Below are 25564 nucleotides of genomic sequence, written 5' to 3'. Positions count from 1 at the left end.
GGCACCGAGGGAGGGACATGTACCCCGGCGAGCGCGCCCAGAGCGAGGTGATCGGGACCGTGCTGCTCTTGGGGATCACGATCGCCGCCGTGACGGCCACGGTGGCGACGGGGAGCGTGGCGCTCGCGGCCGTCACCGACGAGGCGCAGACGGCGGGCGTCGAGAACGGGATGTCCCAGTTCACCTCGCGGGCGAGCCTCGTCGCGCTCGGCGGGACGGACGCCAAGCGGTTCGACCTGGGCTCGGTCGACGGCGGCGACCTCCGCCTCGAGGAGGACGCCGGCCGCGTCGAGGTCCGGATCGAACGGCCCGACGGGAGCGTCACCGCGGAGTCCTACTCGCTCGGAACGCTGGTGTACGCCGGCGACGGTCGGGAGGTGGCGGTCCAGGGCGGCGGCGTCTGGTCGAGCGACGGCACCCGCGGGCGAATGGTGTCGCCGCCGGAGTACCACTACCGCGGGGAGACGCTCACGTTCCCGATCGTTCAGTTGACCGGAGACGAAACGACACCGGACCGCGGAAGCGGGGTCGTTCGGGCGAACGCCAGCGAGGAGGTGTTCCCGAACGTCTCGAACCCGCTCGAGAACGGGACGGTCGTCGTGGAGGTCCGGAGCGACTACTACGAGGGGTGGTACGACTTCTTCAGCCAGCGCGCGGAGGGCGACGTGACCAAGGACGACGCGAACCGCACGGCCACCGCGCGGCTCGTCGTTCCCGGCGAGGTCGAGTTGGACAAGCCGCTCTCGCTCGGCAGCGAGGACACCCACACGGACATTCCGCTCGACGAGGACGACTACGAGCTCGGGGCCTCCCACCCGTCGCCGTCCGCCGTCATCGACGAGCGGATCGGGAACGCCTCGACGAACAATCCGTCGTCGATCGGTGACTGTTTCGGCGGCGGGACGTGTACCGCTGGGGTCTACCACGCCGGCGGCGACGTGGCGTTGAGCAACGACGTCGAGTTCGACACCACCGGCGGCAACGTGACGATCGCGATCGACGGGGACTTCGACATCGGCGGCAACGACCTTCAGATCACCGACGGGAGCGACAATACGGTCAAGTACTACGTCAACGGCAGCGTCGATCTCAACAACCCGACGATAGGGACCACGGCGTCGTCGATCGACGCGAAGCGGACCCAGTTCTACGTGAACGGCGGGATCGCGGAGAACACCAACGGGATCGGGAACGCCGAGATAGACGCGATCATCTACGCGCCGAACGCGGACGTGGAGGCGAACGGGAACCCGACGCTCAGAGGTGCGTTCGTGTTCGAGCGGCTCGACCTCGGCGGCGCGTCCTCGATGGCGTACGACGCCGACCTGAGCGACTTCGAGTTGACGATCACCGGCGGCCCCGGACAGAACCCGATCACGTACCTCCACGTGAGCCGGAACGAGGTCGCGCTCCGGTTCGACTGACGGCGCGACTCGGTTCGGCGTCCCGAGGCGCGTTTCGTCGCCTCACCGCCGGTAGGAGACCTCCACCACGATCACGCGCACGTACACCGCCGCGTCGCGGTCGACGTCCGCGACGACCACGTCGCCGGACGTCTCCGTCGGGTCGACCGTGAACCCGTCCGTCTCCGCGAGGTACCGCTCCCACGCGTCGGCTCGCGGCGACTCGATCCGGATCCGGATCGCGTGCGGATCGGTACCCGGCTGCGGGAGCGCGACACGATTCATCCCCCCGATCTCGGCGGCTATCTGTACCGTCCCCTCGCCGTCGACCGCGGACGGCCCGTTCCCCGAGTGCGTGGTTCGGACGATCGGAACGACCGTGCGGTTCGGGTCGCCCGCCGCCGAGACGAACCGGGGGGTCGAGCGGAACAGCGTCGTCTCCCCGTCCGTGCGAAACCGCGCACCCGCGTCGTAGCCGATCGTCGTCTCCCCGCGGGTGTACGTCACCGCGTCGACCGTCGTCGAGACGCTGGCGTTGCCGACCCGCGCGCCGCTCGCGTCGACCTGTTCGATCGTCACGTTGGTGGTCGAGGACAGCGACAGCTCGCCGCCGCTGAGCCGAACCTCGGTCGCACGACCGGGATCGCCGTACCGCTGGATGTCGCGCAGGTTGTCGTCGAACACGTCGAACGCGCGCTCGACGTTCTCCACGCGCTCGGCGTTCCGTCTGTCCTCCAGTCCGGTCATGCCGACGGCGAACACCGAGGCGATCGTCGCCGTGACGAGCGCGAACACCAACACGTAGCCGACCACGTCGCTCACCGCCCGGTCGTCGAGGGGAGACGGACGCTCGCGGCTCCTCCCCCGTCCGACACGACGGTCGGGACTCATCGCTCCGTCACCTCCAGCGTGCCGGCGCTCGGGTCGGTCGGGTCGGCGACGTACGTGATCCGGACCGGCCCACCCCGGAACGTCGTCTCCTCGACCGTCGTGTTCGACCGGTACGGAACCCTGACGCTGGCGTCCGGTCGAGTCGTTCGGAGGATCACCGCGGAGTCGGCGTCGGGAGCCGGACCGTCAACGATCTCGACGGAGTAGGGGAGCCCCCCCACCCGCGTCGGGAGGTCGACGTCGACGGCCGCGACCGCGGTCCCGTCGCCGGGGTCGAGGTCCGGGTCGGTCCGGCCAGCCTCCGCGAGTCGGGCGATCCGGTCCGCGGCCTCGAGGTTCGCGGCGAGCGACTGTCCCGTGACCTCGAGGTCGCCGTGGACCGCCCGCTCGGTCTGTGCGTCGAGGACGCCGCCGACGCCGACGACGACCCCGGAGAGCAGCACCGCCCCGATCGCGAGCGTCAACACGTAGCCGACGGTCGTGCTCACACCCCGGTCGTCGCGGGACATCGAGTCCCCCGAGCCGAGCGGCCCGCCACGGGAGATCCGGTCACGCACGCGGCTCACCCGGAGCGACCCGAACGGTGGTTTCGAACCGGAGGTCGGCCGTCCGGTAGCGGAGGTCGACCGTGGCGTCGTAGACGGCGGGCGAGACCCCGCCGTGGTCGGCTCCGGGATCCGACCCCGCCGGCCGCGGTCGGACGGTCGCGGTCGCGGTCCCGTCGGCCGCGTCGGCGTTCCCGAACCGGATCGCGTACCCGTCGGTCGGAACGACCAGCTCCGCGGGCCAGAGTCCCGGACAGGCGGCGTCGCCGAGCCGCTCGTCGGTGAGATCGAGTGCCACGTCCTCGCCCGACGCGGCCGCGGTCGAGCACCGAACGTCCGGGTCGCCGCCGGCGGTCCCGTTCGCGACGACGACGTCGCCGGAGCCGTTCCGGTAGACGTACACTTCCCGACTCTCCGAGAGCGCGGGCCCGTCGAAGGCGACGTGGAACGCCTCGCCGGTCGCGTTGCTCGGGGTCGTCGTCGCGAGGTCGTCGACGGAGAGCGACAGCGAGAACCCCCGCGTCCGGTCGATCCCGTCGACGAACGCGTACGCCGTCGCGCCCGTGGCGTTCGCGAGCGACGTGGCGTTGCCCGCGGTAGAGAGGTGCCATCCCTCGGTCATCCGGGATTCGTCGGTCTCGAGGTGGACCACGCCGCCCCGCTCCGCGTAGCTCCGCGCCATCCGTTCGTCCAGATCGGCGACGCCCTCGCGGACGGTGTCGTTCGCGGCATCGTGTGAATCCGGGTCCGCGCGGTTCGTCGCGTCGATCAGCTCCCCGACGCTCCCGACCGCGGTCGCTCTGACGTCGGCGGTCTCGCCGTCCGCGGTCTCGATCCCCCGAGTCGCGAGGTTCTCGGTGAATATCGTCGCGTTCAACAGGACGACGAGCGCGACGAGCGAGACCGCCATCACGAGTCCGGCGACCACCAGCAGCTGGCCGCGGTCGGCTTCGCGAAGCCGCTTCCCGTCGGGAGGACCAAGACTCACATCCGCCATACGACGATGTACACCTCCAGGACGTTGTACGTCGGGCCGTCGTCGACCGGGGGCGCGTAGAACTCCGCGTCCGGGTCGGCGGCAACCGCCTCGAGGGTCCGGCCCTCGAACCCGTCGGCGGTCAGCGTGGTGTCGTTCGACACCGCGATCGACTGGCTCGCCGTCACCGCGTTGTCGCTCGGCGTGCCCATGTCCACCATGACCTGTCGTTTCACCGGCGTCCCGTCTGCCGTCACCGGATCGACGTGGTACTGGACGTACACGTTGAACGCGATCCGCCGGTCGAGGAAGGTTCGATCGAGCGCGTCGCCGAAGGCGTTCGGCGGACCGCCCCGAGTGTAGTACGCGCGCTCCTCGGTGCTCGGATCGAACCCCGGCGAGACGGTCGCGTTGCCGGGGTGCCAGTCGAGGACGGCCTCGCGGAGGTCGCCGTTCGCGGCGCTCGTCTCGAGGAGGCCGGTCGCGGCCGCGCGCTGCTGGTTCTCGATGTGTTGGTTCGACGTGCTCGCCGACAGCGGCGTCACCGCCGTGGCCTGGAGCGCGAACGTGAGTCCGGCCACGAGCAGGATCGCCGCCACGAACGCCTCCAGCGTGTGCGCCTGGCCGCGGTCGTCGGAACCGGTCGGACGGAGGGGGCGGGAACGCGACATCGTCACCACACCCACACCGTCAGGCGGTACTGGTCCCCCCGGAGCGAGACGATGCGGCCGGAGACGGTGACGCCGTCGGCCGTCACGGTCGAGTCCGTCGTCGATCGGTTCAGCGTCGTCCCGACCGTCCCGTGCCGGGTGTCGAACTCGACGTCGGTCGCGTTCTCGGCGCTCCCGTCGAGTTCGTGGATCGCCACCCGGACGTCGTCGTCGACGCCGAACAGCGCGGCGGGATCGGTGTCGGGGTCGAACGGACACCCGGCGTCGTCCGCGAGCGTCGCGTTCGGCTCGAAGAACGCGACCGTACACGCCGGCGAAAGGACGCCCGGCTGGGTCGGCGCGTGGACCGCGGCGGAACCGCCGGAGGCGTTCGCGGAGACCCCGAGCAGGTCGACGGTTCCGGCGGCGATCCGGTCGGCCACGAGCGGCGAGGCAGTCTCCCCGGCCGCGAACGGCTCGAAGAGCGTCGGAACGAACGCGACCACGAACGCGAGCGTGATCAGGAACACGCCAGCGCCGACGGCGAAGTCGATCTGGGTCTGGCCGCGGCCCGCCCCGCGGATCCCGCCCGCGAGGGACCGCGACCGCGACCGAGCGCGCTCACCCGACATAGATCCACACCCCCAGCGCGAGCGTCATCAGGGCGACGGCGAACTTCAGCCCGGAGAGGAGCCGGGCGTCCCGGATGTAGCCGGCGATGAACCCCGAGAGCACGGCCTGGATCGTCACCGCGTGAAAGAACAGAAGCGAGAGGACCTCGGGATCGACGCCGCCACCGCCGCCGAACCCCGCGCCGGCCGCGCCGCCCGAGGCTCCCGACGCGCCCTCCGCGAGCCCGCCCATCACGTCGATGAACTGCGTCTGGAGGATCGCCATCACGCCGAGCAGCGTCACGTACGTCATGACGATGATAGCCACCTGCATCCGGGTCCGCGACCGGCGCTCGCGCTCGATGTCGTCCTGGTTCTCGGAGGCCTGCGCCGCGGTGGTCAACACGTCCGTGATCTGTGAGGACGCCTCCTGTGCCTCCGAGATCAGTTTCACGGTGCGCGCGAGCCGCGGGACCGCGTACGTGTTGTTGAACTCGACGAGGGCGTCTCGCAGGCTCATCCCGTAGTTCACCTTCGCGTGGATCACCTCGAACTCCTCGGCGAGCGTCCCCGAGGAGGTATCCGCGACCGTCCGGATCGACTCCAACAGCGTCTGGCCCGTGTCGTTGGCGGAGGAGAGCTTCCGGAGGTTCTCCGAGAGCTTCCCCGTGACCGACCGTTTGGCGCGCTGGTCCCACTCGTAGAACGCCGTGAGCGGCACGAGCGTCAGATACGCCGGAACGTACACCCAGATGAACGCCGACCAGACGGGGCGGTCGATCCAGCCGTCGACGGTCGTCGGCGCGGACCCCGACGCGACCGCGACGGCGACGAGCGCCAGCGCGGCCGGGACCGTCATCGCGAGCGTGTACAGCGGGTTGTCCCGCAGGAAGTGGTGCGGAGCCGCGAGGATCCGCTTCGTCTTGTGGGTCCCCTCGCGGTCGCGGATCCGGTCGAAGACGCTCGCGCGCCCGACGAACGCCTCTATCAGTCCGAAGTGGAGGAGTCCCTCGCGACTCGTCTGGCGGAGCCGGTCGCTGCCGCCGTCGGGCCGGAGGTAGCCGTCGCCCGGCTCGTCCTGTTTGACGGTCGAGACCAACACGAGGAAGCCGAGCCCCGTGAGCGGGATGAGGACGTACACCGTGGCGTACAGCAGGCGGTCGTCGGCCTCGCCCATCATCCCCATGATCACGAGGATGATGATGAGCAGAAGCGGGAAAAGCGAGAGCGTCATGTACATCTCCCCGAACAGCTCCAGCGTCTCGAGGGTCATCTCGCGCTCCTGTTTGGACGTGCGGAGGTGCTTCTCCTTTTTGTCCTTCAGGAACGGCTCCATCTCCCCGCCGGAGTTGACGATGGAGAGCATGTCCGCGAGGAACTGCGAGAGCTCCTCGGAGGGCGTCTCCATCGACTGCGTCCGGATCGCGTTCCGGTAGTCGGTGCCGAAGTACTCCGTCTCGTTGATGATGTTTTGAAACTCCCGCGAGACCTCCCCGTAGGTGTCCTCGGCGGTCGCCATCGCCCGGAGGATCTCCAGTTGGTTGAGCCCGCCGACCGAGAGCGCGTACATGAAGGAGACGGAGTCGGCTAAAAGCAGGTTGATCTCCCGCTCCCGGCTCGCCGACCGCGAGTACGGGACCGCGAGGAGCCCGCCGAACCCCGTCGCGAAGCCGATCGACCCGAAGACGATCCCGCTCGTGAGGACCGCGACCGGCACCACGAGCGACCGCAGCAGCCGTCGAGTCCCCGGGTTCGGAACGGGGATCCCGAGCGACAGCGACTCGGGCGAGATCAGCCCGAGCGCGAAGACGCCGTACCCCAGAAGCGTCCCGACGACGGCGAACGCGATCCCGATCAGGACGCCGATCCCGAGCGCTCGCGAGACGTACATCTCGACCGGATCGGGCATCCGCGCCTCCGCGAGCTTGCGCTCGACATCGCCGACGAGGTCGCCGTCGGGGTCGAAGAGCAGCCCGAAGACGGGGTAGAACAGCTGCCCGAGGAGGTCGCCGTCGACCGACTCTCCCCCGACATCCGCGTCGAGGCTCATCGGCGCCTCCGATTGGAACTCACGGCGTCACCCCTCCTCCTCGGCCGGCTCGACGGCCTCGAACCCCCACCCGTCGTCGACGGGGTCGGCGTCGTCGCCGTCCTCGTCGCCTTCGATCTCGTTCTCGTCGTCGCGGTCGATCCCACCCTCGTCGTCCCTCTCCTCGTCGCCTTCCGCCTCACTCGCATCCGGATCCGCGTCGTCGACCGTGTCTTCCACCCCGTCGAGGGCCCTCTCGTCGAGGCGCCCCCCGTCGACGGATTCGCCGTCAACCTCGCCGTTCTCCTCGGCGGGTTCGTCGTCCCACTCGCGATCGATCGAGTCCGCCGGCGTCCCCTCGATCGACTCGCCGCCTCCGACGAGGTCGTCCACTCCGGCGTCGGCCTCGGGAACCGGTCCGACCACGTCTATCCCGTCGCCGAACGGGCGGCCGAAGTCGATGTCGCCGTCGGCGTCCGCGGAGCCGTCGTCGGGAGCGGGGTCGCTGCCGGCGGTCGTCCCGCTCCTTTCGGACGGGGTGCTCGCTCTCGCCTCGGACGCCCCGTTCGCCTCCGCCTCAGACGGGCCGCTCGCCTCCGCCTCGAACTCGGCGGCGCCGGCCGCGACCGCGGCGAGCGCCTCCCGATCGTCGTCGGGGCGGGCCTCGACGCTCCGGGCGGGATCGACCGCGAGCAGCGCGTCGGCGACCGAGTCGGGGATCGACCCGCGGTAGGTCTCGAACACGTCCTCGGCGTCCGCGAGGATCGCCGCCGCCTCCTCGCGCCCGTCCTCGTCGGGGTCGGGCCGCGGCACCATCTCCTCCTTGTCCCGGTCGACGTCGATCAGGACCGACTCCATCTCCCGGAGGTCCTCCAGGGAACGCTCCAGCTCGTCGTTGGCCATCAGCGCGAGGACCGTCTCGGGGTCGTTGATGAACGCCTGGAACGTCGCGGCCACCTGCGCGTAGCTGTTGAGCCCGCGGTCGATGAGGTAGGCCAAGACGATCCGACGCTTGCGGAGCTCCTCGTCGAGGGTGGCCCGGCTCCACCCCCGGTCGAACATGATCTCCTCGAGGACGTTCGAGTCGCCCATCCGGAGGAACTCGTCCGTCTCGGCCTGCCACTGGAAGACGTCCTGGACGTTGATCTCGTCGTTCTCGGCGTCGTAGTGGTTGATCTCGGTGAGCGACTTGTTCCGGCGCACCTTCCGCCCCTGGACCCGCGTCGACGTCTGGATCGACACCAGATCGAGGGCGGTGAACATCGTCTTCGAGACGTTGATCGGGTCGGTGGTGAACCGCTTGAGCACCTCACCGACGGAGTCGGCGTGGAACGTCGTGTAGGTGGTGTGGCCAGTCGACATCACCTGGAAGGCGGTCCGGCCCTCCTCGCCGCGGATCTCGCCCATCACGATGTAGTCGGGACGCTGCCGGAGCGCGGCCTCGAGCAAGTCGAACTCGTCGACGTCGCCCTTGTCGTCGTCCGAGAAGGAGGGGCGCGTGACGGAGGCGATCCAGTTGCGCTGCGGGAGCTCGACCTCGCGGGTGTCCTCGATCGAGACGATCTTCGCGTTCGAGGGGATGAAAAGCGAGACGGCGTTCAGGCTCGTCGTCTTCCCGGAGGCGGTCCCGCCCGCGAAGATCAGGTTCTTGTTGTTCTCGATACACAGCCAGAGGAACGCCATCTGGTCGAGCGAGAACGTCCGCCAGTTGATCAGGTCGATCGGCGTGAAGGGGACGTCGTTGAACTGCCGGATCGTGTAGTTGGTCCCGTGGTCGGAGACCTCCCTGCCGAGCGTGAGCTGCGCCCGCGAGCCGTCGGGGAGGGTCGCGTCCACCTGCGGTCGGCGCTTCGAGATCCCCTTACCGGACCGCTGGGCGAGCTTCACGACGAAGTCGTCGAGCTCGTCGGTGCCGTGGTAGACGTTGGTGATGACCTGCTCGTAGTCGGCGTGGTAGACGAAGACCGGCGAGTCGTACCCGTCACAGGAGATGTCCTCGACGTTGATGTCGTGTTTGATGGGGTCGATCCGCTCGTATCCGATGAAGTCGCGTTTGAGGTAGTACAGCAGTTTCTCGACCTGGTACGCCGAGAGGGTCCGCGCGTCCTCCTCGAGCACCGCCGGCTCCGGGCGGGCGCTGATCCGGACGGGGGCGTCCTCGGCGTCACCGTCGCTTCCCCCGTCGGTCGGCTGATACCCGAGCGCCTCGGCGAGCCGGCCCGGAACCCCCGCGGTCGGATCGATGCCGAACCGTCCGAGGTCGATCCGATCGAGCCGGCCGAGGAGGTCGCTCACGAACTCGTTCGTCCCGGACGACTCCTCGTAGAGGCCGTATCGGTCGAGTAGCGTTCGCGTCTCCTCGGCGATGACGCCCTCCCGAAACGCCTCGTCGCCGCCCGCGATCGACTCGTCGGCGTACTTGATCGACGTCCGGAGCTTCCCCGTGAGGAACTCGATCAGGTCCGTCTCGATCCGCGTCAGGTACGGCTGGACCGCGTAGTACTTCCGCTCGTTCTCCTTCGTCGAGCGGAAGACGATCACGAACGCGTACGGCTCGTTCACCCAGTAGCGCTCCTCCTCGCGGAAGTGCGTCTTCTTCGGCATCGGCACCGCCTTCTCGAGGTCGTACCGGTTCACGAAGGTCGTCGCCCCGTCGGCCGTCGAGAAGAACGCGTCCTCGTCGAGGTCGGGATCCACGTCGACGGTCCGCTCGTCGACGAGGTCGGCGAGCTCCGCGGCCGCCTCTCCGCCGGCCGAGAGCGCCTCGCCGATCCGGTCCGGGTCGAATCCCAGCGCGTCGACCTTGTCCGCGTGGGTGAACGCGAGCGGCTCCCCCTCCTCGTCGGTCGGCGGGTTCCCCTCCTCGTCGTAGAAGTACTCGTCGGCGTAGTCGTCCCACGTGTAGTACCCCTTGAGGACCGGCACCTCGTAGAGGTTGTACCGGGCGTGACACCGGTCCCAGAGCACCTCGCCGACCGCGGCGGCCGACCGGATCCGGTCCGCGCCCGCCGTCGGGTGAAATCCGAGGAGCTCGGCGGGATCGAACGCGACGCGGTCCCAGTCGAGATCCGTTGGCGGGCCGGCCGGGGCCGGCTCGACGTCCGTGCCGGAGACGACGACCGACTCCGACGCGCCGTCCGGTTCGGCAGGCTCGTCGTCGAGGTCGGTGTCCTCGTCGAGGTCAGTGTCCTCGTCGAGGGCGGTACGGTCCTCGAAGACGGCGCGACCGTCGACGACGACGTCCCGGTCGCCGACGACGAGCGTCCCCTCCTCGGGCGTTCCGTGACCGTCGACGGCCGTCTTGCCGTCCGCCAGGAAGGGCTCCACGACGCCGACCGCCCGGAGGGTCCCGCCCGTGCGGTCCGCGGTAGCGAACCGGCCTTTGACCGCCCCCGCCGGCACCGTGGGGACGTTCGGGACCCACTCGTACAGCGTTGCGGCGACGTCGTCGTCGCCGCGTTCCTGGAGGAACTCCCGCCAGGTGTACCGGCCGACCCTGACGGGGTCACCGGAGGTGGGCGGATCCGGCCTGTTCGTCGCGTTCGCACCGTCGTCGGACGCGGGCGTCGCTTCCGCCCCCTCCCCCTCGTCACCGTTCCCGTCGGTGACGGGGTCGTGCCCCGCGTCCCCTCCGTCCATAGGGTGATCCACTCCTCTCCCGTTGAAAAAGGTGTCTCGCAAATATCCGGGATTGATAACCCCGGTGTCGGGAGCGTGAACTTTTAGCCGTCCCTCCGCGCAGTCGGTGACGTGACTCCTCTCCGTCGGCTGCACGGTCTCCGTCGCCTGCGTGATCGGGCGGTTCGTCGACGAGTGCGCGACGCGGTCGCGGAGGAGCTGCTCGGGGAGCCGCGCAGCCTCGTCGTCACCCTCGCGCTGACGGCGTTCATGTTCCTCATCGGCGTCGACTACTACGCCGGCACCCTCGGGGAGGTCCCGACCGTCCTGTGGCCGCTGTACGCCGACTCGGCGGTGGCGGTCGCGCTCGGCGCGCTCTCGCTCGCGACGCTGCTGCCGACCGTCGGCTCCGGCGACCCGGTGGCCGAGACGCCGACGAACCGAGCCCTCGCGTACCTCCACACGCTCTCGTTCGTCTGGCTCGTCCAGTTCGGGCTGTGGCCGCTGGTCTCGCTGAACCTGGCGTTCGAGTCGTACGTGATCGCCCCCGACGCGTGGATCTACTACTGGGGCGTGTTGGGGACCCACCTGTGTTTCGTCGGCCTCGCGCTGCTTTTCCCGGCGTTCGGGCGGACGACCCGCGGCGCGCTGGCGGTCGCCGGCGCGCTCGGCGTCGCGAACGTCGTCGTCGACTACTGGGTCGGCTACTATCCGCCGCTCCTGTACGAGCCGGGCGTCGGCCTGGCGCTCGCCACCCTCGGGATCGCCGCACTCTCGGTGTGGCTCGCGAGCCGGTCGTTTCGGCGGCTGGATGAAGATCCGGCCTGAGAGGCGGACGAGACGGTAGAAGTCGAATGCTTATAGCACGGGTGTTTCAGTAGAGATCGGGGTGGTGAGAACGGGATCGTTCCTGGGACGATGAACATCTCCAAAGCCCCAGCCGCGAGGACTCGCACGACTCGCTGTGCTCCTCGCTCGTTCGCTCCGCTCACTCGCTCCGGTGCTTACGTCGTCGGGCTTCGCCCTCGCGGCTGCCCCCTTGAGTCCCACCCCCACCGCACAGCACCGCACCTCACACCTCCCCAGCCTCGCGGTCGGGTTCGCGCCACCGCTCGGGCGATCGCTCCTTCGCCTGTACTGACCGGTTCGAATATGAATCACCGCGATCGGACGAAGCGAACGAACGGGCGCGACGGGATCCACGCGAGCGAAGCGAGCGTGGGTCAGTCGCGCCCGTGACCGAACGTAGTGAGGGAACGGGCGCGACGGGATTCGAACCCGCGATCGAGGGGTTAGGAACCCCTCGCCCTATCCGCTAGGCCACGCGCCCGAGATGGAAAAGGGGACGATCGAACGGGGACCGCGGGAGGAGGCGTCGGCTACGCGTGCTGTCGGTTACGCGCTCGATTCCTTCTCGGTCTCGGTTTCGGTCTCGAGGTCGTCGTCGGCCGTCGTATCCGTCGTCGCCTCGGTGGGCGGCTCGGCCGTCGTCTCGGTCGTCGTGTCCGTGTCGAGGTCGCCCTCTTGCATCTTCTGTAGCTCCTCTTCGACCTCCTCGCGGCCCTTCTTGAACTCGCCCATCGCCTGCCCGGTCGAGCGTGCGAGCTTCGGGATCTTGTTCGCGCCGAACAACAGGACCAACACGAGCAGGATTATGAGGAGCTCCGGCCCCGCCGGAATGCCGCCGATCAGTGGAATCGCGCTTGTCATCTCTACCCGGTGGTAACCCTGTGTCGATTATAGTCTTTTTGCCTTCGGGGGGTCCCGACGACCGGTCCGGGACGCCGTCGACCGTCCGGTATATACGCGCTCGCGACCATCGGTCCGTATGGTCGACGTAGGCGACGACGCGCCCGACTTCGCCGCTTCGCTCGTGACCGACGACATCGAACCGTTCCGGCTCTCGGACCGGATCGGCGACGGCCCGGTCGTGCTCGCCTTCTTCCCGGCCGCGTTCTCGAGCACCTGTACCGACGAGATGCGGACGATCCGCGACGAGTTCGACCGGTTCCCGGAGGCGTGTACCGTCCTCGGCGTCAGCACGGACCTCCCGCACGCGCTCTCCGCCTACCGCGAGGAGTACGACCTCCCCTTCGGGCTCGTCGCGGACCCCGATCACCGCGCGATCGAGGCATACGACGCGGTCGCGGACTTCGAGGGCTACGGCGTCGACGCCGTCGCCCGCCGGTCGGTGTTCGTGATCGACGCCGAGGGAACCGTCACGTACCGCTGGCTGGCCGACGGGCACGGCCAGGAGCCCGACTACGCCGCGGTCGCCGACGCCGCGACCGGGGCGATCACGCCGAACTGATCGAACTCGAACGCGAACGCGTCCGGGCCGGTCCGGCGCTCACTCGGCGTCTCGAAGCCCTTCGAGCGCCTCGGGGTTCTCCATCGACGAGAGGTCGCCGGGGTCGTCGCCGCGGTGGACGGCGGCGATGGCGCGCCGGATGACCTTCCCCGACTGCGTCTTCGGGAAGGCGTCGACGAAGAGCACCTCGCGCGGCCGGAACGGCTTGCCGTGTTCCGCGCCGACCAGGTCCCGCAGCTCCTCGCGGAGCGCCGCCGTCGGCTCGACGCCGGGCTCCAAGACGACGTAGGCGACGACGGCGGTCCCCGTCGTCTCGTCCGGGACGCCGACCGCGGCCGCCTGGTTGACCGCGTCGTGGTCGATCAACACCCCCTCTATCTCGGCCGGACCGACCTTCCGTCCGGCGACGTTGAGCGCGTCGTCGGCGCGGCCGTGGAGGAACCAGAAGCCGTCCGCGTCCTTCTGGGCGAAGTCGCCGTGGTCCCACAGGTCGGGCCACGTCGACCAGTACTCCTCGAGGTAGCGCTCGTCGCCCGACCAGAGGCTCTTGGTCATCGAGGGACACGAGTCGCGCGCGACGAGGTAGCCCCGCTCGTTGTCCTCCAGCACCGACTCGCCCGTCTCGTCGACGACGTCGATGGCCATCCCCAGTCCGGGACCGCCGAGGGTACACGGTTTGAGCGGTCGGTTCGGCATCGGCATCAGGAAACAGCCGCAGATCTCCGTGCCGCCCGAGATGTTGATGATCGGACAGTCGCCGCCGCCGACTTCCTCGTAGAACCACGTCCACGACTCGGGGTCCCACGGCTCGCCGGTGGAGCCCAGGATCCGGAGACTCGAGAGGTCGTGGCCCTCGACCCACTCGTCCCCGTGTTTCCGCAGCGCCCGGATCGCCGTCGGCGAGACGCCGAACTGGGTGATCCCGTGGCGGTCGATCAGCTCCCAGTACCGGTCGGGCTCGGGGTGGTCGGGCGCGCCCTCGTACATGAACACCGTCCCGCCGAAGGCGTGGTTGCCGATCAGCGTCCACGGTCCCATCATCCAGCCGATGTCGGCGACCCAGAAGAACCGGTCCGCCGGCTTCCGATCGAAGCCGAAGTGGATCTCCTTGGCGCACTGAACGAGGACGCCGGCGTGGGTGTGGACGATCCCCTTCGGCGTCCCGGTCGTCCCGGACGAGTAGAGGAGCATCGACTCCGCGTTCGAGGGGAGCCGATTCGTCTCGTACTCGGGCGACTGCGGCTCGATCGCGTCGCTCCACGCGACGTCGCGCTCCGCGTTCCACGGAACCGGTTCGTCCGCGTCCCCGTCGGGGGTCGCGCCGAGGCGGTCGTAGACGACCGCGTCCTCGACGTGGCCCGCGTCGGCGATCGCCGCGTCCGCGGTCGCCTTCAGCCGGACCTCGCTCCCGCGGCGGTGGAAGCCGTCGCCGGTGAAGAGCACCGCCGGCTCGGCGTCGTCGATCCGGGTCGCGGTCGCCTCCCGACCGAACCCCGAGAAGATCGGGACGGCGATCGCGCCGACCTTCAGACAGCCGTAGAGGATCGAGACGACCTCCGGGACCATCGGCATGTACAGCCCGACCGTGTCGCCGGTCTCCACCCCGACCGACTCGAGGTAGTTGGCGACGCGGTTGCTCTCTCGATGGAGCTCGTGGAAGGTGACCTCGCGCACGTCGCCCGGCTCGCCCTCCCAGATCAGCGCGACGCGGTTCCGGTTCGGCGAGTCGACGGCGGCGTGGCGGTCGACGACGTTGTGGGCGACGTTGATCTCGCCGCCCGGGTACCACTCCGTGAACTGCGGGCCGTTCTCGTCGTTCCGGACCGCGTCGTAGTCGGTGTAGAAATCGACGTCGAGGTAGTCGACGACCTCGTCCCAGAACCAGTCGACGCCCGACTCGGGCTCCCCGTCGACGGACGAGGTGGTACGCGCGATCAGTTCCTCGTAGTCCTCCATCCCGTACTCCCGCATGAACGCGGCGACGTTCGTCGACTCCGCGAACGCGGGATCGGGCTCGTGGACCACCTCGGATATCGCCTCGTACTCGTCCATCTCGACCGACCGTTCCCGCGGGGACAGTAAGTAACTTTCCTGAAGGTTCGTCGTCGGAGGCGGGGCGGTCCGCTCCGGCTCGTGGCGGTCCTTCCGGCGGAGCGGGGACGACGCGGCTACCGGAGGTCGAGACACTCGCCCGCGACCTCGACGGTCCCGGCGTCGACGACGACCGTCCCGTCGAAGGTGGCACAGACCCCGGCGTCCCACGCGAGCCGCCCCTCCCAGTCGTCGCCCGTCGCGGCGACCTCGTGGCGGCCCGTCGCCGCGACCGTCGCCTCGAACGCGCGGGCGACGCCGGGGTCGATCCGGTCGGACTCCTCCGCGTAGGTCGTCCCGTCGTCGCCGCGTACGGCGATCTCCACGTCGACCGCCTCCTCGCCGTCGTTCCGGACCGTGAGATCGAGGCGACCCGGCTCGTTCCCGCCCGAGCCGAGACAGCCGGCGAAGGCGCTCGCGCCGGCCGCGGCGAGGAACCGGCGGCGGTCCATGGACAGCGTGGATCGGCTCGTCGGCACGGGGCTACTCGCCCGGCGCGTCGCCGCTCGCGGTCCCGTCCGCCCCCTCGTCGGCGTACGCCGTCTCGGGGACGATGTCCACGGAGGCGACCTCGTCGTCGGGATCCAGATCCATCACGATGACGCCCATGGTGTTCCGGCTCACCGTCGAGATCTCCTCGACGCGGGTCCGCATGATCTGGCCGTCGGCGCTCATCGCGATCAGGTGATCGCCGTACGTCACCGCCTCGATGGCGACCACGCTTCCGTTTCGATCCCCCGTCTTGATGTCGACGAGCCCCATCCCGTTCCGCGACTGCGGCCGGTACTCGTCGAGGTCCGAGCGCTTCCCGTAGCCGTTCTCGGTCACGGTGAGCACCCAGTTGTGGTAGTCGGCGTCGACCGCGGCCACGCCGGCGACGCGGTCGCCCTCCCGGAGGTCGATCCCGATCACGCCGCGGGCGGTCCGACCCATGGGCCGGACGTCGTCCTCGTCGAACCGGATCGCCATCCCGTCGCGGCTGCCGATGACGATGTGGGTCCCGCCGTCGGTCACCTCGACGTCGACGAGCTCGTCGCCGTCCTCCAGCCGGATCGCCCGGATCCCGGTCGACCGGATGTTTCCGAACTCGTCGACGGCGGTCCGCTTGATGTACCCGTCGCGGGTGACCATCGTGAGGAACTCGTCGTCGTCGAGGTCGTCGGTGTTCACGACCGCCTCGATCTCCTCGCCGTCGTCGAGGTCGAGGAGGTTCACGGCCGATTTCCCGCGGGCCGTCCGGGACATCTCCGGGATCTCGTAGGTCTTCAGCCGGTAGATCTGCCCGTGGTTGGTGAACACGAGCAGGTAGTCGTGGGAGTTGGCGGCGAACACCGAGGAGACGCGGTCGCCCTCCTTGAGGTCCGCCCCGATGATCCCCTTGCCGCCCCGGTTCTGCGCCCGGAACGTCTCGAGGGGCATCCGCTTGATGTAGTCGTCCTCGCTCATGACGACGATACACTCCTCCTCGGGGATCAGGTCCTCGTGGGTGACCGATCCCGTGTCCTCGATGAAGCTCGTGCGACGCTCGTCGTCGTACTCCGCTTTCATCTCCTCGAGCTCCTCGATTATCACCGAATCGAGCTCGTCGGGGTCCTCGAGGATCGTCTCCAGCCGCTCGATCCGCGCGGTCACGTCCTCGTACTCCGCCTCGATCTCCTGGGTCTCCATCGAGGTCAGCGACCCGAGCTGCATCCGGACGATGTGTTCCGCCTGCGCCTCCGAGAAGTCGTAGTCCGCCTCGAGCGCCGCCCTCGCGGCGTCGCGGTCTTCGGAGTCCTGTATCGTCTCGACCACGCTGTCGACGTTCTCGAGCGCCTTCAACCGACCCTCGAGGATGTGCGCGCGGTCCTCCCGCTCGTCGAGCTCGTGTTCGGAGCGACGACGGACCACGTCGCGGCGGTGCTCGACGTAGTGTTCGAGCGTCTCCTTCAGGTCTAAGACCTGCGGCGAACCGTCGACCAACGCGAGGTTGATCACGCCGAACGTCCGCTCGAGGTGGCTCTCCAGCAGCTGGTTTTTCACCACGTCGGCCATCGCGTCGCGCTTGAGCTCGACGACGACGCGGATCCCGTCGCGGTCGGATTCGTCGCGGAGATCGCGGATCCCCTCGATGGCTCCCTCGTTGACGTCCTCGGCGATCCGCTCGACCAGCCGCGATTTGTTCTGCTGGAAGGGGAGCTCCGTGATCACGATCCGGCCCGCCTCCTCGTCGACCTCGAACTCGGCGCGGACCCGGATCCGGCCGCGACCCGTCTTGTACGCCTTGTGGACCGCGTTGCGGCCGACGATGTTCGCGCCCGTCGGGAAGTCCGGCCCCTCCACGTGTTTCATCAGGTCCTCGACGGTGGCGTCGGGGTCCTCGATGAGCTCGACGGTCGCGTCTATCACCTCGCCGAGGTTGTGCGGCGGGACGTTCGTCGACATCCCGACGGCGATGCCCGACGAGCCGTTGACGAGCAGGTGCGGCACCGCCGAGGGCAACACCTCCGGCTCCTCGAGACGGTCGTCGTAGTTGGAGGTGAAATCGACCGTGTCGCGCTCGATGTCGGCGAGCAGCTCCTCGGCGATGGCGGACATTCGCGCCTCCGTGTACCGCATCGCCGCCGGCGGGTCGCCGTCGACGGAGCCGAAGTTCCCCTGCCCGTCCACGAGCGGGTAGCGCATCGAGAAGTCCTGAGCCATCCGCGCCAGCGTGTCGTAGATGGCGCTGTCGCCGTGCGGGTGGTAGTCGCCCATCGTCTCGCCGACGATGGAGGAAGACTTGCGATGAGCGGAGTTGCTCGTCACGCCCGCCTCGTGCATCGCGTAGAGGATGCGTCGGTGAACGGGTTTGAGCCCGTCGCGGACGTCCGGGAGCGCACGACCCGCGATGACCGACATCGCGTAGTCGATGTACGACTGCTCCATCTCGTCCTCGATACGGGCGTTCGTCACCTGCGCGGCGCGGACGTCGCTCGGGTCGACGTCGGGTACGTCCGAGCTCATATGTCCACCCACTCCGCCTCGGTCGCGTGCTCCTTGATGAACTGCTTTCGCGGCTCGACCGCGTCACCCATCAGGACGTTGAACATCCGGTCGGCCGCGGCCGCGTCGTCGACGTTGATGCGCTTGAGCCGTCGGTTCTCCGGGTTCATCGTCGTCTCCCACAGCTGGTCGGGGTTCATCTCGCCGAGCCCCTTGAACCGCTGGACCTGCGTGGGGTTCCCGTCGCACTCCTCCTCGATTATCCGGTCGCGTTCGGCCTCCGTCATCGCGTCGTACGTCTCGCCGCGGTAGCGGATCCGGTACAGCGGCGGCTGGGCCGCGTACACGTAGCCCGCTTCGAGCAGGGGCTTCATGTGCCGGTACAGCAGGGTGAGAAGCAGGGTTCTGATGTGAGCCCCGTCGACGTCGGCGTCCGTCATGAGGATGATCTTGTTGTACCGCACGTCGTCGAGGTCGAACTCCTCGCCGATCCCCGCGCCGATCGCGGTGATCAGCGCGCGGATCTCGTCGTTCTCGAGGATGCGGTCGAGGCGGTGTTTCTCGACGTTGAGGATCTTCCCCTTCAGCGGGAGGATCGCCTGGTTCTCGCGGTTGCGGCCCTGTTTCGCCGAGCCGCCGGCCGAGTCGCCCTCCACGACGAACAGCTCCGCCTCCGCGGGATCGCGGGTCTGGCAGTCGGCGAGCTTGCCGGGCAGCGCGGTCGACTCCAGCGCGGACTTCCGGCGGGTCAGCTCCTCGGCCTTCTTCGCGGCCTTGCGCGCCCTCGCGGCCTCCGCGGCCTTGTGGACGATCTTGCGGGCGGTGTCGGGGTTCTCCTCGAGGAAGGTGCCGAGCTTCGCGTGGGTCGCCGACTCGACGACGCCGCGGACCTCGCTGTTGCCGAGCTTCGTCTTCGTCTGCCCCTCGAACTGCGGGTCGGGGTGTTTGATCGAGATGACGGCGGTCAGTCCCTCGCGGACGTCCTCGCCCTTGAGGTTGGCGTCGAGGTCGTCGACGAGCCCGTGTTCGTTCGCGTAGTCGTTGACGACGCGGGTGAGCGCCGTCTTGAACCCCGTGAGGTGGGTTCCGCCCTCGCGGGTGTTGATGTTGTTCGCGAACGCGTGGACGGAGCCCTGAAGCTCCTCGGTCGCCTGCATCGCGACCTCGACGTGGACGCCCTCGTCCTCGTCGGAGAAGTAGATCACGTCGTCGTGGATCGGCGTGCGCGTCTCGTTGAGGTAGCCGACGAACTCGCGGATCCCGCCGTCGTACCGGAAGGTCTCGCGGTTCCCGTCGCGCTCGTCCGCCAGCGTGATCGCCACGCCGGAGTTGAGGAAGGCGAGCTCGCGGAGCCGGTTGGAGAGCGTCGAGAACTCGAAGTCCGTCGTCTCGAAGACGTCGGTATCGGGCCAGAATCGGATGTAGGTTCCCGTCCCCTCGGAGGGGTCCAGGTCGCGGACGCGCTCGAACCCGTCGGGGGCGGGCTCGCCCCGTTCGAACTCGTGTCTGTAGACGCCGCCGTCGCGTTTCACCTCGACCTCCAGGCGCTCGGAGAGGGCGTTGACGACGCTGACGCCGACGCCGTGGAGGCCGCCCGAGACCTGATAGGACTTCGAGTCGAACTTCCCGCCGGCGTGGAGGACGGTCATGATGACCTCGAGCGCCGGCCGGTCGTACTTCTCGTGCGTGTCGACGGGGATGCCGCGGCCGTCGTCGCGGACGCTCACGGAGCCGTCCTCGTGGACCGTGACGTCGATCTCCTCGCAGTACCCCGCGAGCGCCTCGTCGATGGCGTTGTCGACGACCTCGTAGACGAGATGGTGGAGTCCGCGCCCGTCCGTGGACCCGATGTACATCGCCGGACGCTTTCGGACGGCCTGGAGGCCCTCGAGGACCTGAATCTGGCCGGCTCCGTATTCGGTCTCCTCTGGCATAGAACTTGCCGGGAGTAGTTCGTGCCGGGTTATAAACCCGACGCACGCGCGCGGGCGTAGTGTGTATTGTTGGCCGCTCGAAACGGGCGGCAGCGGGTGACGCGGATTTATACCTTGTCGCCTGAATCACCCGACATGACCGACCTCCCGACCGTGATCGGGATCGCCGCGGTGACCGGGCTCGTGACCGGACTCGGCGCGCTCCCGGTGTTCGTCCGCGCCCGCGTGAGCCACCGGACGTACGACGCCGCCCTCGGCCTCGCCGCCGGGCTGATGGTCGCGGCCAGCGTCTTCGGACTGATCCTCCCCGGCACCGAGGAGGGGAGCCTCGCGGAGGTCCTCGCCGGACTCCTCGTCGGCGGGTTCGGCCTCCTCGCCGGCAACCGACTCATCCCGCACCTCCACGCCCGCTACCGCGGCTGGCGCGCGGAGGGCGGGGCGACCCGCGCGGACGTCGCCGGAATGACGCGGAGCGGAGCTGTCGGAGAGGGCGGCTCTCGTGAGGACGGCTCCCGCGAGGACGGCTCCCGCGAGGATGACGACGCGACCGCGGCCATCGACGCCACGCTCCGCCGGGCGCTGCTCGTCGGCGGGGCCATCACGCTCCACAACGCGCCCGAGGGGCTCGCGATCGGCGTCGCGTTCGCCTCCGGGCTCGAGGAGGTCGCGCTCGTGTTGGCCGTCGTGATCGGCCTCCAGAACGTCCCGGACGGGTTCGCGTTCGCGATCCCGATGGCCGAGACGGGGATGGGGAACGCGAAGGTGTTGGCGTACACGGCGCTGTCGGGGACGGTTCCGCAGGTGATCGCCGCGACGGTCGGCTTCTCGCTCGTCTCGCTGTCGACCGGGCTCTTCCCCGTCGCGGCCGGGTTCGCGGCGGGCGCGATGCTCGCGGTCGTCTTCCGCGAGCTGATCCCCTCCTCGCACGGCCACGGCCACGCCGACGCCGCGACGGCCGCCTTCCTCGGCGGGTTCGTCCTGCTGGTCGTCGTCGACGCGGTCGTGGCGGTGTGACCGGCCGGGCGGCCGACCGCGACCGCACCTCACGCCTCCCCAGCCTCGTCGGCCGCCTCCGCGTTGCTCCGGTCGGCCGACTCCCTCGCGCGGGCTCCTCCCGCCCTTCGGGCGGTCGGAGGCGCGCGCCGAACGCGGCTTCGGACGCGACTCCTCTCCTGACGGGACTCGTTGCTTCGGACGCGACTCGGTTTAGTCGTTCCGCGGGCTGCTCGGGTGGTACTGCGTGTCGTACTGGCCGGGGTTCCCGTCGACGCGGTCGGGGTTGATCCGGCCAGCGAGCAGCATGAAATCGAGGACGGTACAGTACAGCATCGCCTCGACGACGGGGACCGCCCGGGGCGGGAGCACGGGATCGTGACGGCCGACGACCTGGATCTCCTTCTCCTCGCCCGTCTCCCAGTCCGCGGTCCGCTGCTTCTTCGGGATCGAGGTGGGCGCGTGCCACGTCGCCTCGCCGTAGATCGGCTCGCCCGTCGTGATCCCGCCCTGGAGCCCGCCGTGGTCGTTGCCGACCGGCACCGGGTCGCCCTCGTCGCTCTCGACGTGGTCGAACGACTCGCCGTCGTCGAACGTCCAGTCCTCGTTGCGGTCGCTGCCGGAGACGCCGACCGCCTCCCGCCCGAGCCCGAACTCGACGGCGGTGGTCGCGGGGATGGAGAACATCGCCCGCCCCAGTCGGCTCGGGAAGCCGTCGAACCGCGGCGCGCCCAGTCCGCGCGGGACGCCCCGGCACTCGAAGTAGATGGAGCCGCCGATGGAGTCGCCGCGCTCCTGGTACTCCTCGATCAGCTCCTGCATCTCCGCGGCCGCCTCGGGGTCCGCACACCGCACGTCGTTCTCCTCGCTGTGCTCGAGCAGCTGCTCGAAGCTCACCTCGTCGGCCTCGACCTCGCCGATCCGGTTGACGTGGGCTTTGATCTCCACGTCGTAGTCGGAGGCGTCGAGCACCTGTTCCGCGACCGCGCCCGCGGCCACCCAGTTCACGGTCTCGCGAGCGGAGGAGCGCCCGCCACCGCCCCAGTTCCGCGTCCCGAACTTCGCGGAGTAGGTGTAGTCGCCGTGTGAGGGGCGGGGCGCGGTGACGTACGGCTCGTACTTGCCCGAGCGCGCGTCCTTGTTCTGGATGGTCATCCCGATCGGGGTGCCGGTGGTGTAGCCGTCCTGGACGCCGGAGTTGACGACGACCTCGTCGGGCTCGCCGCGCGAGGTGGTGATCATCGACTGTCCCGGCTTGCGCCGGTCGAGCTGCGCCTGGATCGCCTCCTCGTCGAGCTCGACGCCCGCGGGGACGCCCGAGACGGTCACGCCCATCGCGTCGCCGTGGCTCTCGCCGTAGGTGGTCACCTGGAAGAGGCGACCGAACCGGTTCCCGTTCATACCCCCACGTGTGGCCGGGGGCATATAGGGATTGCAATCCGCGAACGCGGTCGCGGCGGCGCTCCCCGACGAACCGACGCCGGTTTATCGGGCGACGCCGTGGGTCGTGTCATGCGCGACCGACTCACCTCCGACCTCGGCGTCTACGCGCTCTCGGGGGGCTTCTCGTTTCTCGTGTTCCTCGTCGCGCTCGCCGTCCTGTCCGCGACGCTCCCCGGCGGCCTCGACGCGCGGCGAACCGCCGGGCTCGTCGTCGGCTACCTGCTCTTCCTGTCGGCGTACACCGCGGCGTGGTACATCTACACCGAGATCGACGCCCGCGAGGAGATCTGAGGTCGTCGCCGACCCCTGCCACCGCACCCCACGAGACCCCGCAATCGCCACGCTTTATTAACCGCCACGAGTACCGGCGACATGGACCAGTTGCGGCAGTCGCTCCTCGACGCGCCGATCATCGAGAAAGGCGAGTACCAGTACTTCGTCCACCCCATCAGCGACGGCGTCCCCATGCTCGAACCGGAGCTCCTCCGGGAGATCGTCATCCGGATCATCCGGAAGGCGGAGTTGGAGAACGTCGACAAGATCGTCACCCCCGCCGCGATGGGGATCCACATCTCGACCGCGCTCTCTCTCATGACCGACATCCCGCTCGTCGTCATCCGCAAGCGCCAGTACGGCCTCGACGGCGAGGTCCCGCTGTTCCAGGAGACCGGCTACTCCGAGTCGGAGATGTACATCAACGACGTCGAGCAGGGCGACCGCGTGCTCGTCTTGGACGACGTGCTCTCGACGGGCGGCACGATGAAGGCGATCCTCGACGCGCTCACCGACGAGGTCGGCGCGGAGGTCGTCGACGTCGTCGCCGTGATCAAGAAGGCCGGCGAGAACGAGCTCGACGGAACCGACTACGACGTGAAGACGCTGATCAACGTCACCGTCGAGGACGGCGAGGTCGTGATCGTCGACGCGCAGGGCGACGAGTAGCCGTCCGAACCGGACCGGATTTTCCGCGGCGTTCCGCCCGATCACCGCGACCGCGAGGCCGCCGCCTACTCCGCCGATCGCCCGAGCCGCTCGAGCCGCTCGAGCACGAACCGTGTCGCCGGCGGCACGGCGCGGGCGTGGAGGTCGATCCACGTCAGGTCGCCCTGGACGCGGACCGGATCGGCGTACCCCTCGTCGAGCCGGTCGACGACGTACGCGTGCGTCCCGAGGGCGGGCTCGGCGAACCGGGCCGCGAGCCGCGGGTCGTCGCTCTCCGCGACGCCGGCGAGCGCCTCCCGGGCCCGATCGGCCGCCCGCTCGACCGACTCGGCGGTCACCGGCTCCCGATAGCCGTCCCCGCGGATCCCCTCGACCGCCGTCTCGAGGGCCGCGACGGCGGCGAGCGCCCGGCCGGCGGCGCTGGCGGCCGTCGCCACGTCGCCGTCGTCGACGCGTTCCCGGGTCTCCTCGACCAGCGACTCCGCCCGCCCGCTCGCCGTGTCGTACAGCCGGCGGGCCGGGGTCCCGGCGAGGTCGTCGTCGACCGGCGGCGTGTCGTCCCCGAGGTACTCCCCGACCCGCGACCGCGAGCGATAGACCGCGGCGCGCAGGCGGTCGGCCGACGCGATCAGGGCGCTCCACTGCGAGGGCGTCTCGGCGCGTTCTCCATCGTACGCCTCCAGCAGCCCGATCGCGTCGGCGAGCGACGCCCGCGCGTGTTCGACCCGTCCGACTGCCTCGCCGGCGCGGAAGGGGCGCGCGACGGGGTCGGACGGGTACGTCAGGACGGGCCGAACGCGCCGCCGACACGTCGCCGCGAGGTCCTCGACCGGCGCGTGCGCGAGCACCGCCTCCCGCGGGGAGCGGGCGCGGTACTCGTGGCCGGCCGCGAACGACGCCAGGTCCTCGCGCACCGTCCGTCGGCGTTCCTCGAGCGCCGCCGCGTCGTGCTCGCCGGTCGCCGCCCGGTGCGCGCCGCGGACGGTCGCCGCCTCGCTCCGGGTCCCGCGCCACCCCGCGAGCCGCTCGGTCGGCCACGGTCGGTCGACCCCGTTCTCGATCCGATCCGCGGCGCGCTCGCGCTCGTTCCGGAGCCGCCGGGTAACGGCGGCGTTGGGGACCGACGGTTCCGCCGGAACGGTTTCGAGCAGGCCGCGGGCGCGTTCCTCGTGGGCCGCCGCGAGCGACGAGGGGACCGCGACCGGAAACGGCGAGGCGGGTCGCTCGACCGGCTCGACCGCGTCCGGCGCGAGGTCGACGTCGGCTCGGTCGGTCTCGTCGTCGCGCCACGGAGCGATCCCGGCACAGCCGGCGAGGGCGGCGACGCCGGCGCTCGCGACCCCGGCGAGCAGCGACCGGCGCGAGGTCACTCGTCGTCACCCCCGCTCGCGGGGTCGAGGTCGGGATCGAACGGCTCGCTCCGGGGGACCGGGCGACAGGAGCCGGACATGCCGCGACCGCTCCCCGTGGACCGGTCGGCCGCGACCGGCAGCCGGATCGCGAATCCCACGGTGTGGATCCGTCCGGTCTCGCACGCGACGTCGGCCGGACGGGAGCTCCGGCAGAAGTCGGCACGCGGGTGGAGGTCGTCGTCCGCGAGTTCGTCCCGCTCGACCGAGACCGACCGGAGCCGGATCTCGTAACACTCGTCGATCGGCATCGAGAGGAGGTACACCGACGCCGTCTCGAACGCCGTCTCCGCGACGAACTCGCGAAGCGCCCGTGCCTCGGGCGCGTCGGCGAACGAGAGGTCCGCGAGGTCCTCCGCCGAGACGAGGACGCGCCGCCCGCCGCGGTAGCGCCGGGTTTCGGTCTCGCGGCCGTCCTCGCTTTCGTTTCCGTCGTCGCTTTCGTTTCCGTCGTCGCTTTCGTTTCCGCCGTCGTCGACGTCGCTCCGTCGGCCGTCCTTACGGACGAAGAGCGGGGTCCCGGCCTCGTTGCGGACGCGGCGAACCTCGTAGTCGCGGATCCGGTCCTCGGTCGGTGCCGGGACGGACGCCGAGTGCTCGCTGGAGCCGGCACAGCCGGAGAGCGCCGCGATCCCGGACGCCGCCGCGAGGAGGGCTCGTCTGCGGGTCGTGCGGGGCATCGGCGGCGGTTCGCCGAGGAACGGGATACGTCTTGTGGACCCCCGCGTCGCGGCCGGATCCCCTCCTTCGGTCG

21 protein-coding genes and 1 tRNA gene are annotated in these 25564 nt (G+C 69.8%); 6 read left to right on the top strand and 16 right to left on the bottom strand.

Translation table 11 applies throughout. The features are described from left to right. Nucleotides 1-17: 17 nt before the first annotated feature. The gene (locus tag AXA68_RS08130; protein ID WP_066415168.1) at nucleotides 18-1424 is read left to right on the top strand and encodes a DUF7289 family protein; all 1407 of its coding nucleotides are present in this window, start codon (nucleotides 18-20) and stop codon (nucleotides 1422-1424) included. A 42-nt stretch (nucleotides 1425-1466) separates the two neighbouring features. Here the strand turns inward: AXA68_RS08130 and AXA68_RS08125 are convergent, their stop codons facing one another. The 7 genes from AXA68_RS08125 to AXA68_RS08095 are packed head-to-tail and all read right to left on the bottom strand — an operon-like array spanning nucleotide 1467 to nucleotide 10744. Beyond that, the gene (locus AXA68_RS08125) at nucleotides 1467-2294 is read right to left on the bottom strand and encodes a DUF7289 family protein (RefSeq protein WP_232745072.1); all 828 of its coding nucleotides are present in this window, start codon (nucleotides 2292-2294) and stop codon (nucleotides 1467-1469) included. Next, on the bottom strand, nucleotides 2291-2803 hold the full coding sequence (locus tag AXA68_RS17290; RefSeq protein ID WP_066418447.1) for a DUF7266 family protein: 513 nt from the start codon (nucleotides 2801-2803) through the stop codon (nucleotides 2291-2293). Before AXA68_RS17290 ends, AXA68_RS08125 begins: the two co-directional genes overlap by 4 nt. Nucleotides 2804-2843: 40 nt before the next feature. Beyond that, a complete protein-coding gene (locus AXA68_RS08115; RefSeq protein WP_066415157.1) occupies nucleotides 2844-3836 on the bottom strand; it encodes a DUF7261 family protein in 993 nt (330 codons plus the stop codon). Beyond that, a complete protein-coding gene (locus AXA68_RS08110) occupies nucleotides 3824-4486 on the bottom strand; it encodes a DUF7288 family protein (RefSeq protein WP_066415150.1) in 663 nt (220 codons plus the stop codon). Before AXA68_RS08110 ends, AXA68_RS08115 begins: the two co-directional genes overlap by 13 nt. 2 nt (nucleotides 4487-4488) lie before the next feature. Next, a complete protein-coding gene (locus tag AXA68_RS08105; protein WP_232745070.1) occupies nucleotides 4489-5097 on the bottom strand; it encodes a DUF7287 family protein in 609 nt (202 codons plus the stop codon). Then, complete coding sequence (locus tag AXA68_RS08100; protein WP_066415147.1) at nucleotides 5087-7126, bottom strand: type II secretion system F family protein; 2040 nt, start codon at nucleotides 7124-7126, stop codon at nucleotides 5087-5089. The genes AXA68_RS08105 and AXA68_RS08100 overlap by 11 nt, the downstream gene beginning before the upstream one ends. A gap of 27 nt (nucleotides 7127-7153) precedes the next feature. Next, complete coding sequence (locus AXA68_RS08095; RefSeq protein WP_066415144.1) at nucleotides 7154-10744, bottom strand: type II/IV secretion system ATPase subunit; 3591 nt, start codon at nucleotides 10742-10744, stop codon at nucleotides 7154-7156. 174 nt (nucleotides 10745-10918) lie between these two features. Here AXA68_RS08095 and AXA68_RS08090 point away from each other — a divergent pair, with 174 nt between their 5' ends. After that, nucleotides 10919-11551 carry a DUF1405 domain-containing protein gene (locus AXA68_RS08090; protein ID WP_066415142.1) on the top strand — a complete coding sequence of 211 codons (633 nt, stop codon included), beginning with the start codon at nucleotides 10919-10921 and terminating at the stop codon, nucleotides 11549-11551. A gap of 429 nt (nucleotides 11552-11980) precedes the next feature. On the opposite strand, the gene AXA68_RS08085 is transcribed toward AXA68_RS08090, so the two are convergent. Beyond that, nucleotides 11981-12053: transfer RNA gene (locus tag AXA68_RS08085), tRNA-Arg, on the bottom strand. 65 nt (nucleotides 12054-12118) lie between these two features. Further along, complete coding sequence (locus AXA68_RS08080; protein ID WP_066415139.1) at nucleotides 12119-12433, bottom strand: Sec-independent protein translocase subunit TatA/TatB; 315 nt, start codon at nucleotides 12431-12433, stop codon at nucleotides 12119-12121. A 118-nt stretch (nucleotides 12434-12551) separates the two neighbouring features. Here AXA68_RS08080 and AXA68_RS08075 point away from each other — a divergent pair, with 118 nt between their 5' ends. Further along, entirely contained in the window at nucleotides 12552-13034 is a 483-nt protein-coding gene (locus AXA68_RS08075) for a redoxin domain-containing protein (protein ID WP_066415128.1), read from the top strand. Nucleotides 13035-13073: 39 nt separating this feature from the next. Here AXA68_RS08075 and AXA68_RS08070 read toward each other — a convergent pair whose 3' ends face one another. The 4 genes from AXA68_RS08070 to gyrB form a co-directional block, all read right to left on the bottom strand. Then, entirely contained in the window at nucleotides 13074-15086 is a 2013-nt protein-coding gene (locus AXA68_RS08070) for an AMP-binding protein (protein WP_066415126.1), read from the bottom strand. Nucleotides 15087-15202: 116 nt separating this feature from the next. After that, nucleotides 15203-15577 (bottom strand): hypothetical protein, encoded by a 375-nt coding sequence (locus AXA68_RS08065; protein WP_066415115.1) that lies wholly within the window; start codon nucleotides 15575-15577, stop codon nucleotides 15203-15205. Between the two features lie 31 nt (nucleotides 15578-15608). Then, nucleotides 15609-18110, bottom strand: a complete 2502-nt coding sequence (gyrA, locus tag AXA68_RS08060; protein ID WP_066415112.1) for a DNA gyrase subunit A — start codon at nucleotides 18108-18110, stop codon at nucleotides 15609-15611. Then, complete coding sequence (gene gyrB / locus AXA68_RS08055; protein WP_066415109.1) at nucleotides 18107-20023, bottom strand: DNA topoisomerase (ATP-hydrolyzing) subunit B; 1917 nt, start codon at nucleotides 20021-20023, stop codon at nucleotides 18107-18109. The genes gyrA and gyrB overlap by 4 nt, the downstream gene beginning before the upstream one ends. Nucleotides 20024-20158: 135 nt before the next feature. On the opposite strand from gyrB, the gene AXA68_RS08050 reads away from it, so the two are divergent. After that, on the top strand, nucleotides 20159-21037 hold the full coding sequence (locus AXA68_RS08050) for a ZIP family metal transporter (protein ID WP_066415107.1): 879 nt from the start codon (nucleotides 20159-20161) through the stop codon (nucleotides 21035-21037). Between the two features lie 192 nt (nucleotides 21038-21229). On the opposite strand, the gene aroC is transcribed toward AXA68_RS08050, so the two are convergent. Then, the gene (gene aroC / locus AXA68_RS08045; protein WP_066415104.1) at nucleotides 21230-22417 is read right to left on the bottom strand and encodes a chorismate synthase; all 1188 of its coding nucleotides are present in this window, start codon (nucleotides 22415-22417) and stop codon (nucleotides 21230-21232) included. Nucleotides 22418-22528: 111 nt separating this feature from the next. Here aroC and AXA68_RS08040 point away from each other — a divergent pair, with 111 nt between their 5' ends. Both AXA68_RS08040 and hpt read left to right on the top strand, forming a co-directional pair. Continuing rightward, complete coding sequence (locus AXA68_RS08040; protein ID WP_066415101.1) at nucleotides 22529-22750, top strand: hypothetical protein; 222 nt, start codon at nucleotides 22529-22531, stop codon at nucleotides 22748-22750. An 81-nt stretch (nucleotides 22751-22831) separates the two neighbouring features. Continuing rightward, nucleotides 22832-23401, top strand: a complete 570-nt coding sequence (gene hpt, locus AXA68_RS08035) for a hypoxanthine/guanine phosphoribosyltransferase (RefSeq protein ID WP_066415098.1) — start codon at nucleotides 22832-22834, stop codon at nucleotides 23399-23401. 65 nt (nucleotides 23402-23466) lie between these two features. Here hpt and AXA68_RS08030 read toward each other — a convergent pair whose 3' ends face one another. Together AXA68_RS08030 and AXA68_RS08025 are read right to left on the bottom strand one after the other, a co-directional pair. Further along, nucleotides 23467-24771 carry a hypothetical protein gene (locus tag AXA68_RS08030; RefSeq protein WP_066415096.1) on the bottom strand — a complete coding sequence of 435 codons (1305 nt, stop codon included), beginning with the start codon at nucleotides 24769-24771 and terminating at the stop codon, nucleotides 23467-23469. Next, complete coding sequence (locus AXA68_RS08025; protein WP_066415094.1) at nucleotides 24768-25490, bottom strand: hypothetical protein; 723 nt, start codon at nucleotides 25488-25490, stop codon at nucleotides 24768-24770. Before AXA68_RS08025 ends, AXA68_RS08030 begins: the two co-directional genes overlap by 4 nt. Between the last annotated feature and the right edge of the window lie 74 nt (nucleotides 25491-25564).

It is taken from the genome of Halorubrum aethiopicum, from assembly GCF_001542905.1.
Taxonomy (GTDB): Archaea; Halobacteriota; Halobacteria; order Halobacteriales; family Haloferacaceae; genus Halorubrum; species Halorubrum aethiopicum.
Note: the sequence above shows the minus strand (reverse complement) of the source record. Positions and strands in the feature narration are given on the sequence as shown.

What these genes read in the sequence shown, in the direction of transcription:
- AXA68_RS08115 (WP_066415157.1), bottom strand. Translation starts at nt 3,836, where the DNA reads ATGGCGGATGTGAGTCTTGGTCCTCCCGACGGGAAGCGGCTTCGCGAA.
- gyrA (WP_066415112.1), bottom strand. Translation starts at nt 18,110, where the DNA reads ATGAGCTCGGACGTACCCGACGTCGACCCGAGCGACGTCCGCGCCGCG.
- gyrB (WP_066415109.1), bottom strand. Translation starts at nt 20,023, where the DNA reads ATGCCAGAGGAGACCGAATACGGAGCCGGCCAGATTCAGGTCCTCGAG.
- hpt (WP_066415098.1), top strand. Translation starts at nt 22,832, where the DNA reads ATGGACCAGTTGCGGCAGTCGCTCCTCGACGCGCCGATCATCGAGAAA.
- AXA68_RS17290 (WP_066418447.1), bottom strand. Translation starts at nt 2,803, where the DNA reads ATGTCCCGCGACGACCGGGGTGTGAGCACGACCGTCGGCTACGTGTTG.
- AXA68_RS08100 (WP_066415147.1), bottom strand. Translation starts at nt 7,126, where the DNA reads ATGAGCCTCGACGCGGATGTCGGGGGAGAGTCGGTCGACGGCGACCTC.
- AXA68_RS08065 (WP_066415115.1), bottom strand. Translation starts at nt 15,577, where the DNA reads ATGGACCGCCGCCGGTTCCTCGCCGCGGCCGGCGCGAGCGCCTTCGCC.
- AXA68_RS08075 (WP_066415128.1), top strand. Translation starts at nt 12,552, where the DNA reads ATGGTCGACGTAGGCGACGACGCGCCCGACTTCGCCGCTTCGCTCGTG.
- AXA68_RS08130 (WP_066415168.1), top strand. Translation starts at nt 18, where the DNA reads ATGTACCCCGGCGAGCGCGCCCAGAGCGAGGTGATCGGGACCGTGCTG.
- AXA68_RS08080 (WP_066415139.1), bottom strand. Translation starts at nt 12,433, where the DNA reads ATGACAAGCGCGATTCCACTGATCGGCGGCATTCCGGCGGGGCCGGAG.
- AXA68_RS08125 (WP_232745072.1), bottom strand. Translation starts at nt 2,294, where the DNA reads ATGAGTCCCGACCGTCGTGTCGGACGGGGGAGGAGCCGCGAGCGTCCG.
- AXA68_RS08025 (WP_066415094.1), bottom strand. Translation starts at nt 25,490, where the DNA reads ATGCCCCGCACGACCCGCAGACGAGCCCTCCTCGCGGCGGCGTCCGGG.
- AXA68_RS08105 (WP_232745070.1), bottom strand. Translation starts at nt 5,097, where the DNA reads ATGTCGGGTGAGCGCGCTCGGTCGCGGTCGCGGTCCCTCGCGGGCGGG.
- AXA68_RS08095 (WP_066415144.1), bottom strand. Translation starts at nt 10,744, where the DNA reads ATGGACGGAGGGGACGCGGGGCACGACCCCGTCACCGACGGGAACGGT.
- AXA68_RS08070 (WP_066415126.1), bottom strand. Translation starts at nt 15,086, where the DNA reads ATGGACGAGTACGAGGCGATATCCGAGGTGGTCCACGAGCCCGATCCC.
- AXA68_RS08050 (WP_066415107.1), top strand. Translation starts at nt 20,159, where the DNA reads ATGACCGACCTCCCGACCGTGATCGGGATCGCCGCGGTGACCGGGCTC.
- aroC (WP_066415104.1), bottom strand. Translation starts at nt 22,417, where the DNA reads ATGAACGGGAACCGGTTCGGTCGCCTCTTCCAGGTGACCACCTACGGC.
- AXA68_RS08040 (WP_066415101.1), top strand. Translation starts at nt 22,529, where the DNA reads ATGCGCGACCGACTCACCTCCGACCTCGGCGTCTACGCGCTCTCGGGG.
- AXA68_RS08110 (WP_066415150.1), bottom strand. Translation starts at nt 4,486, where the DNA reads ATGTCGCGTTCCCGCCCCCTCCGTCCGACCGGTTCCGACGACCGCGGC.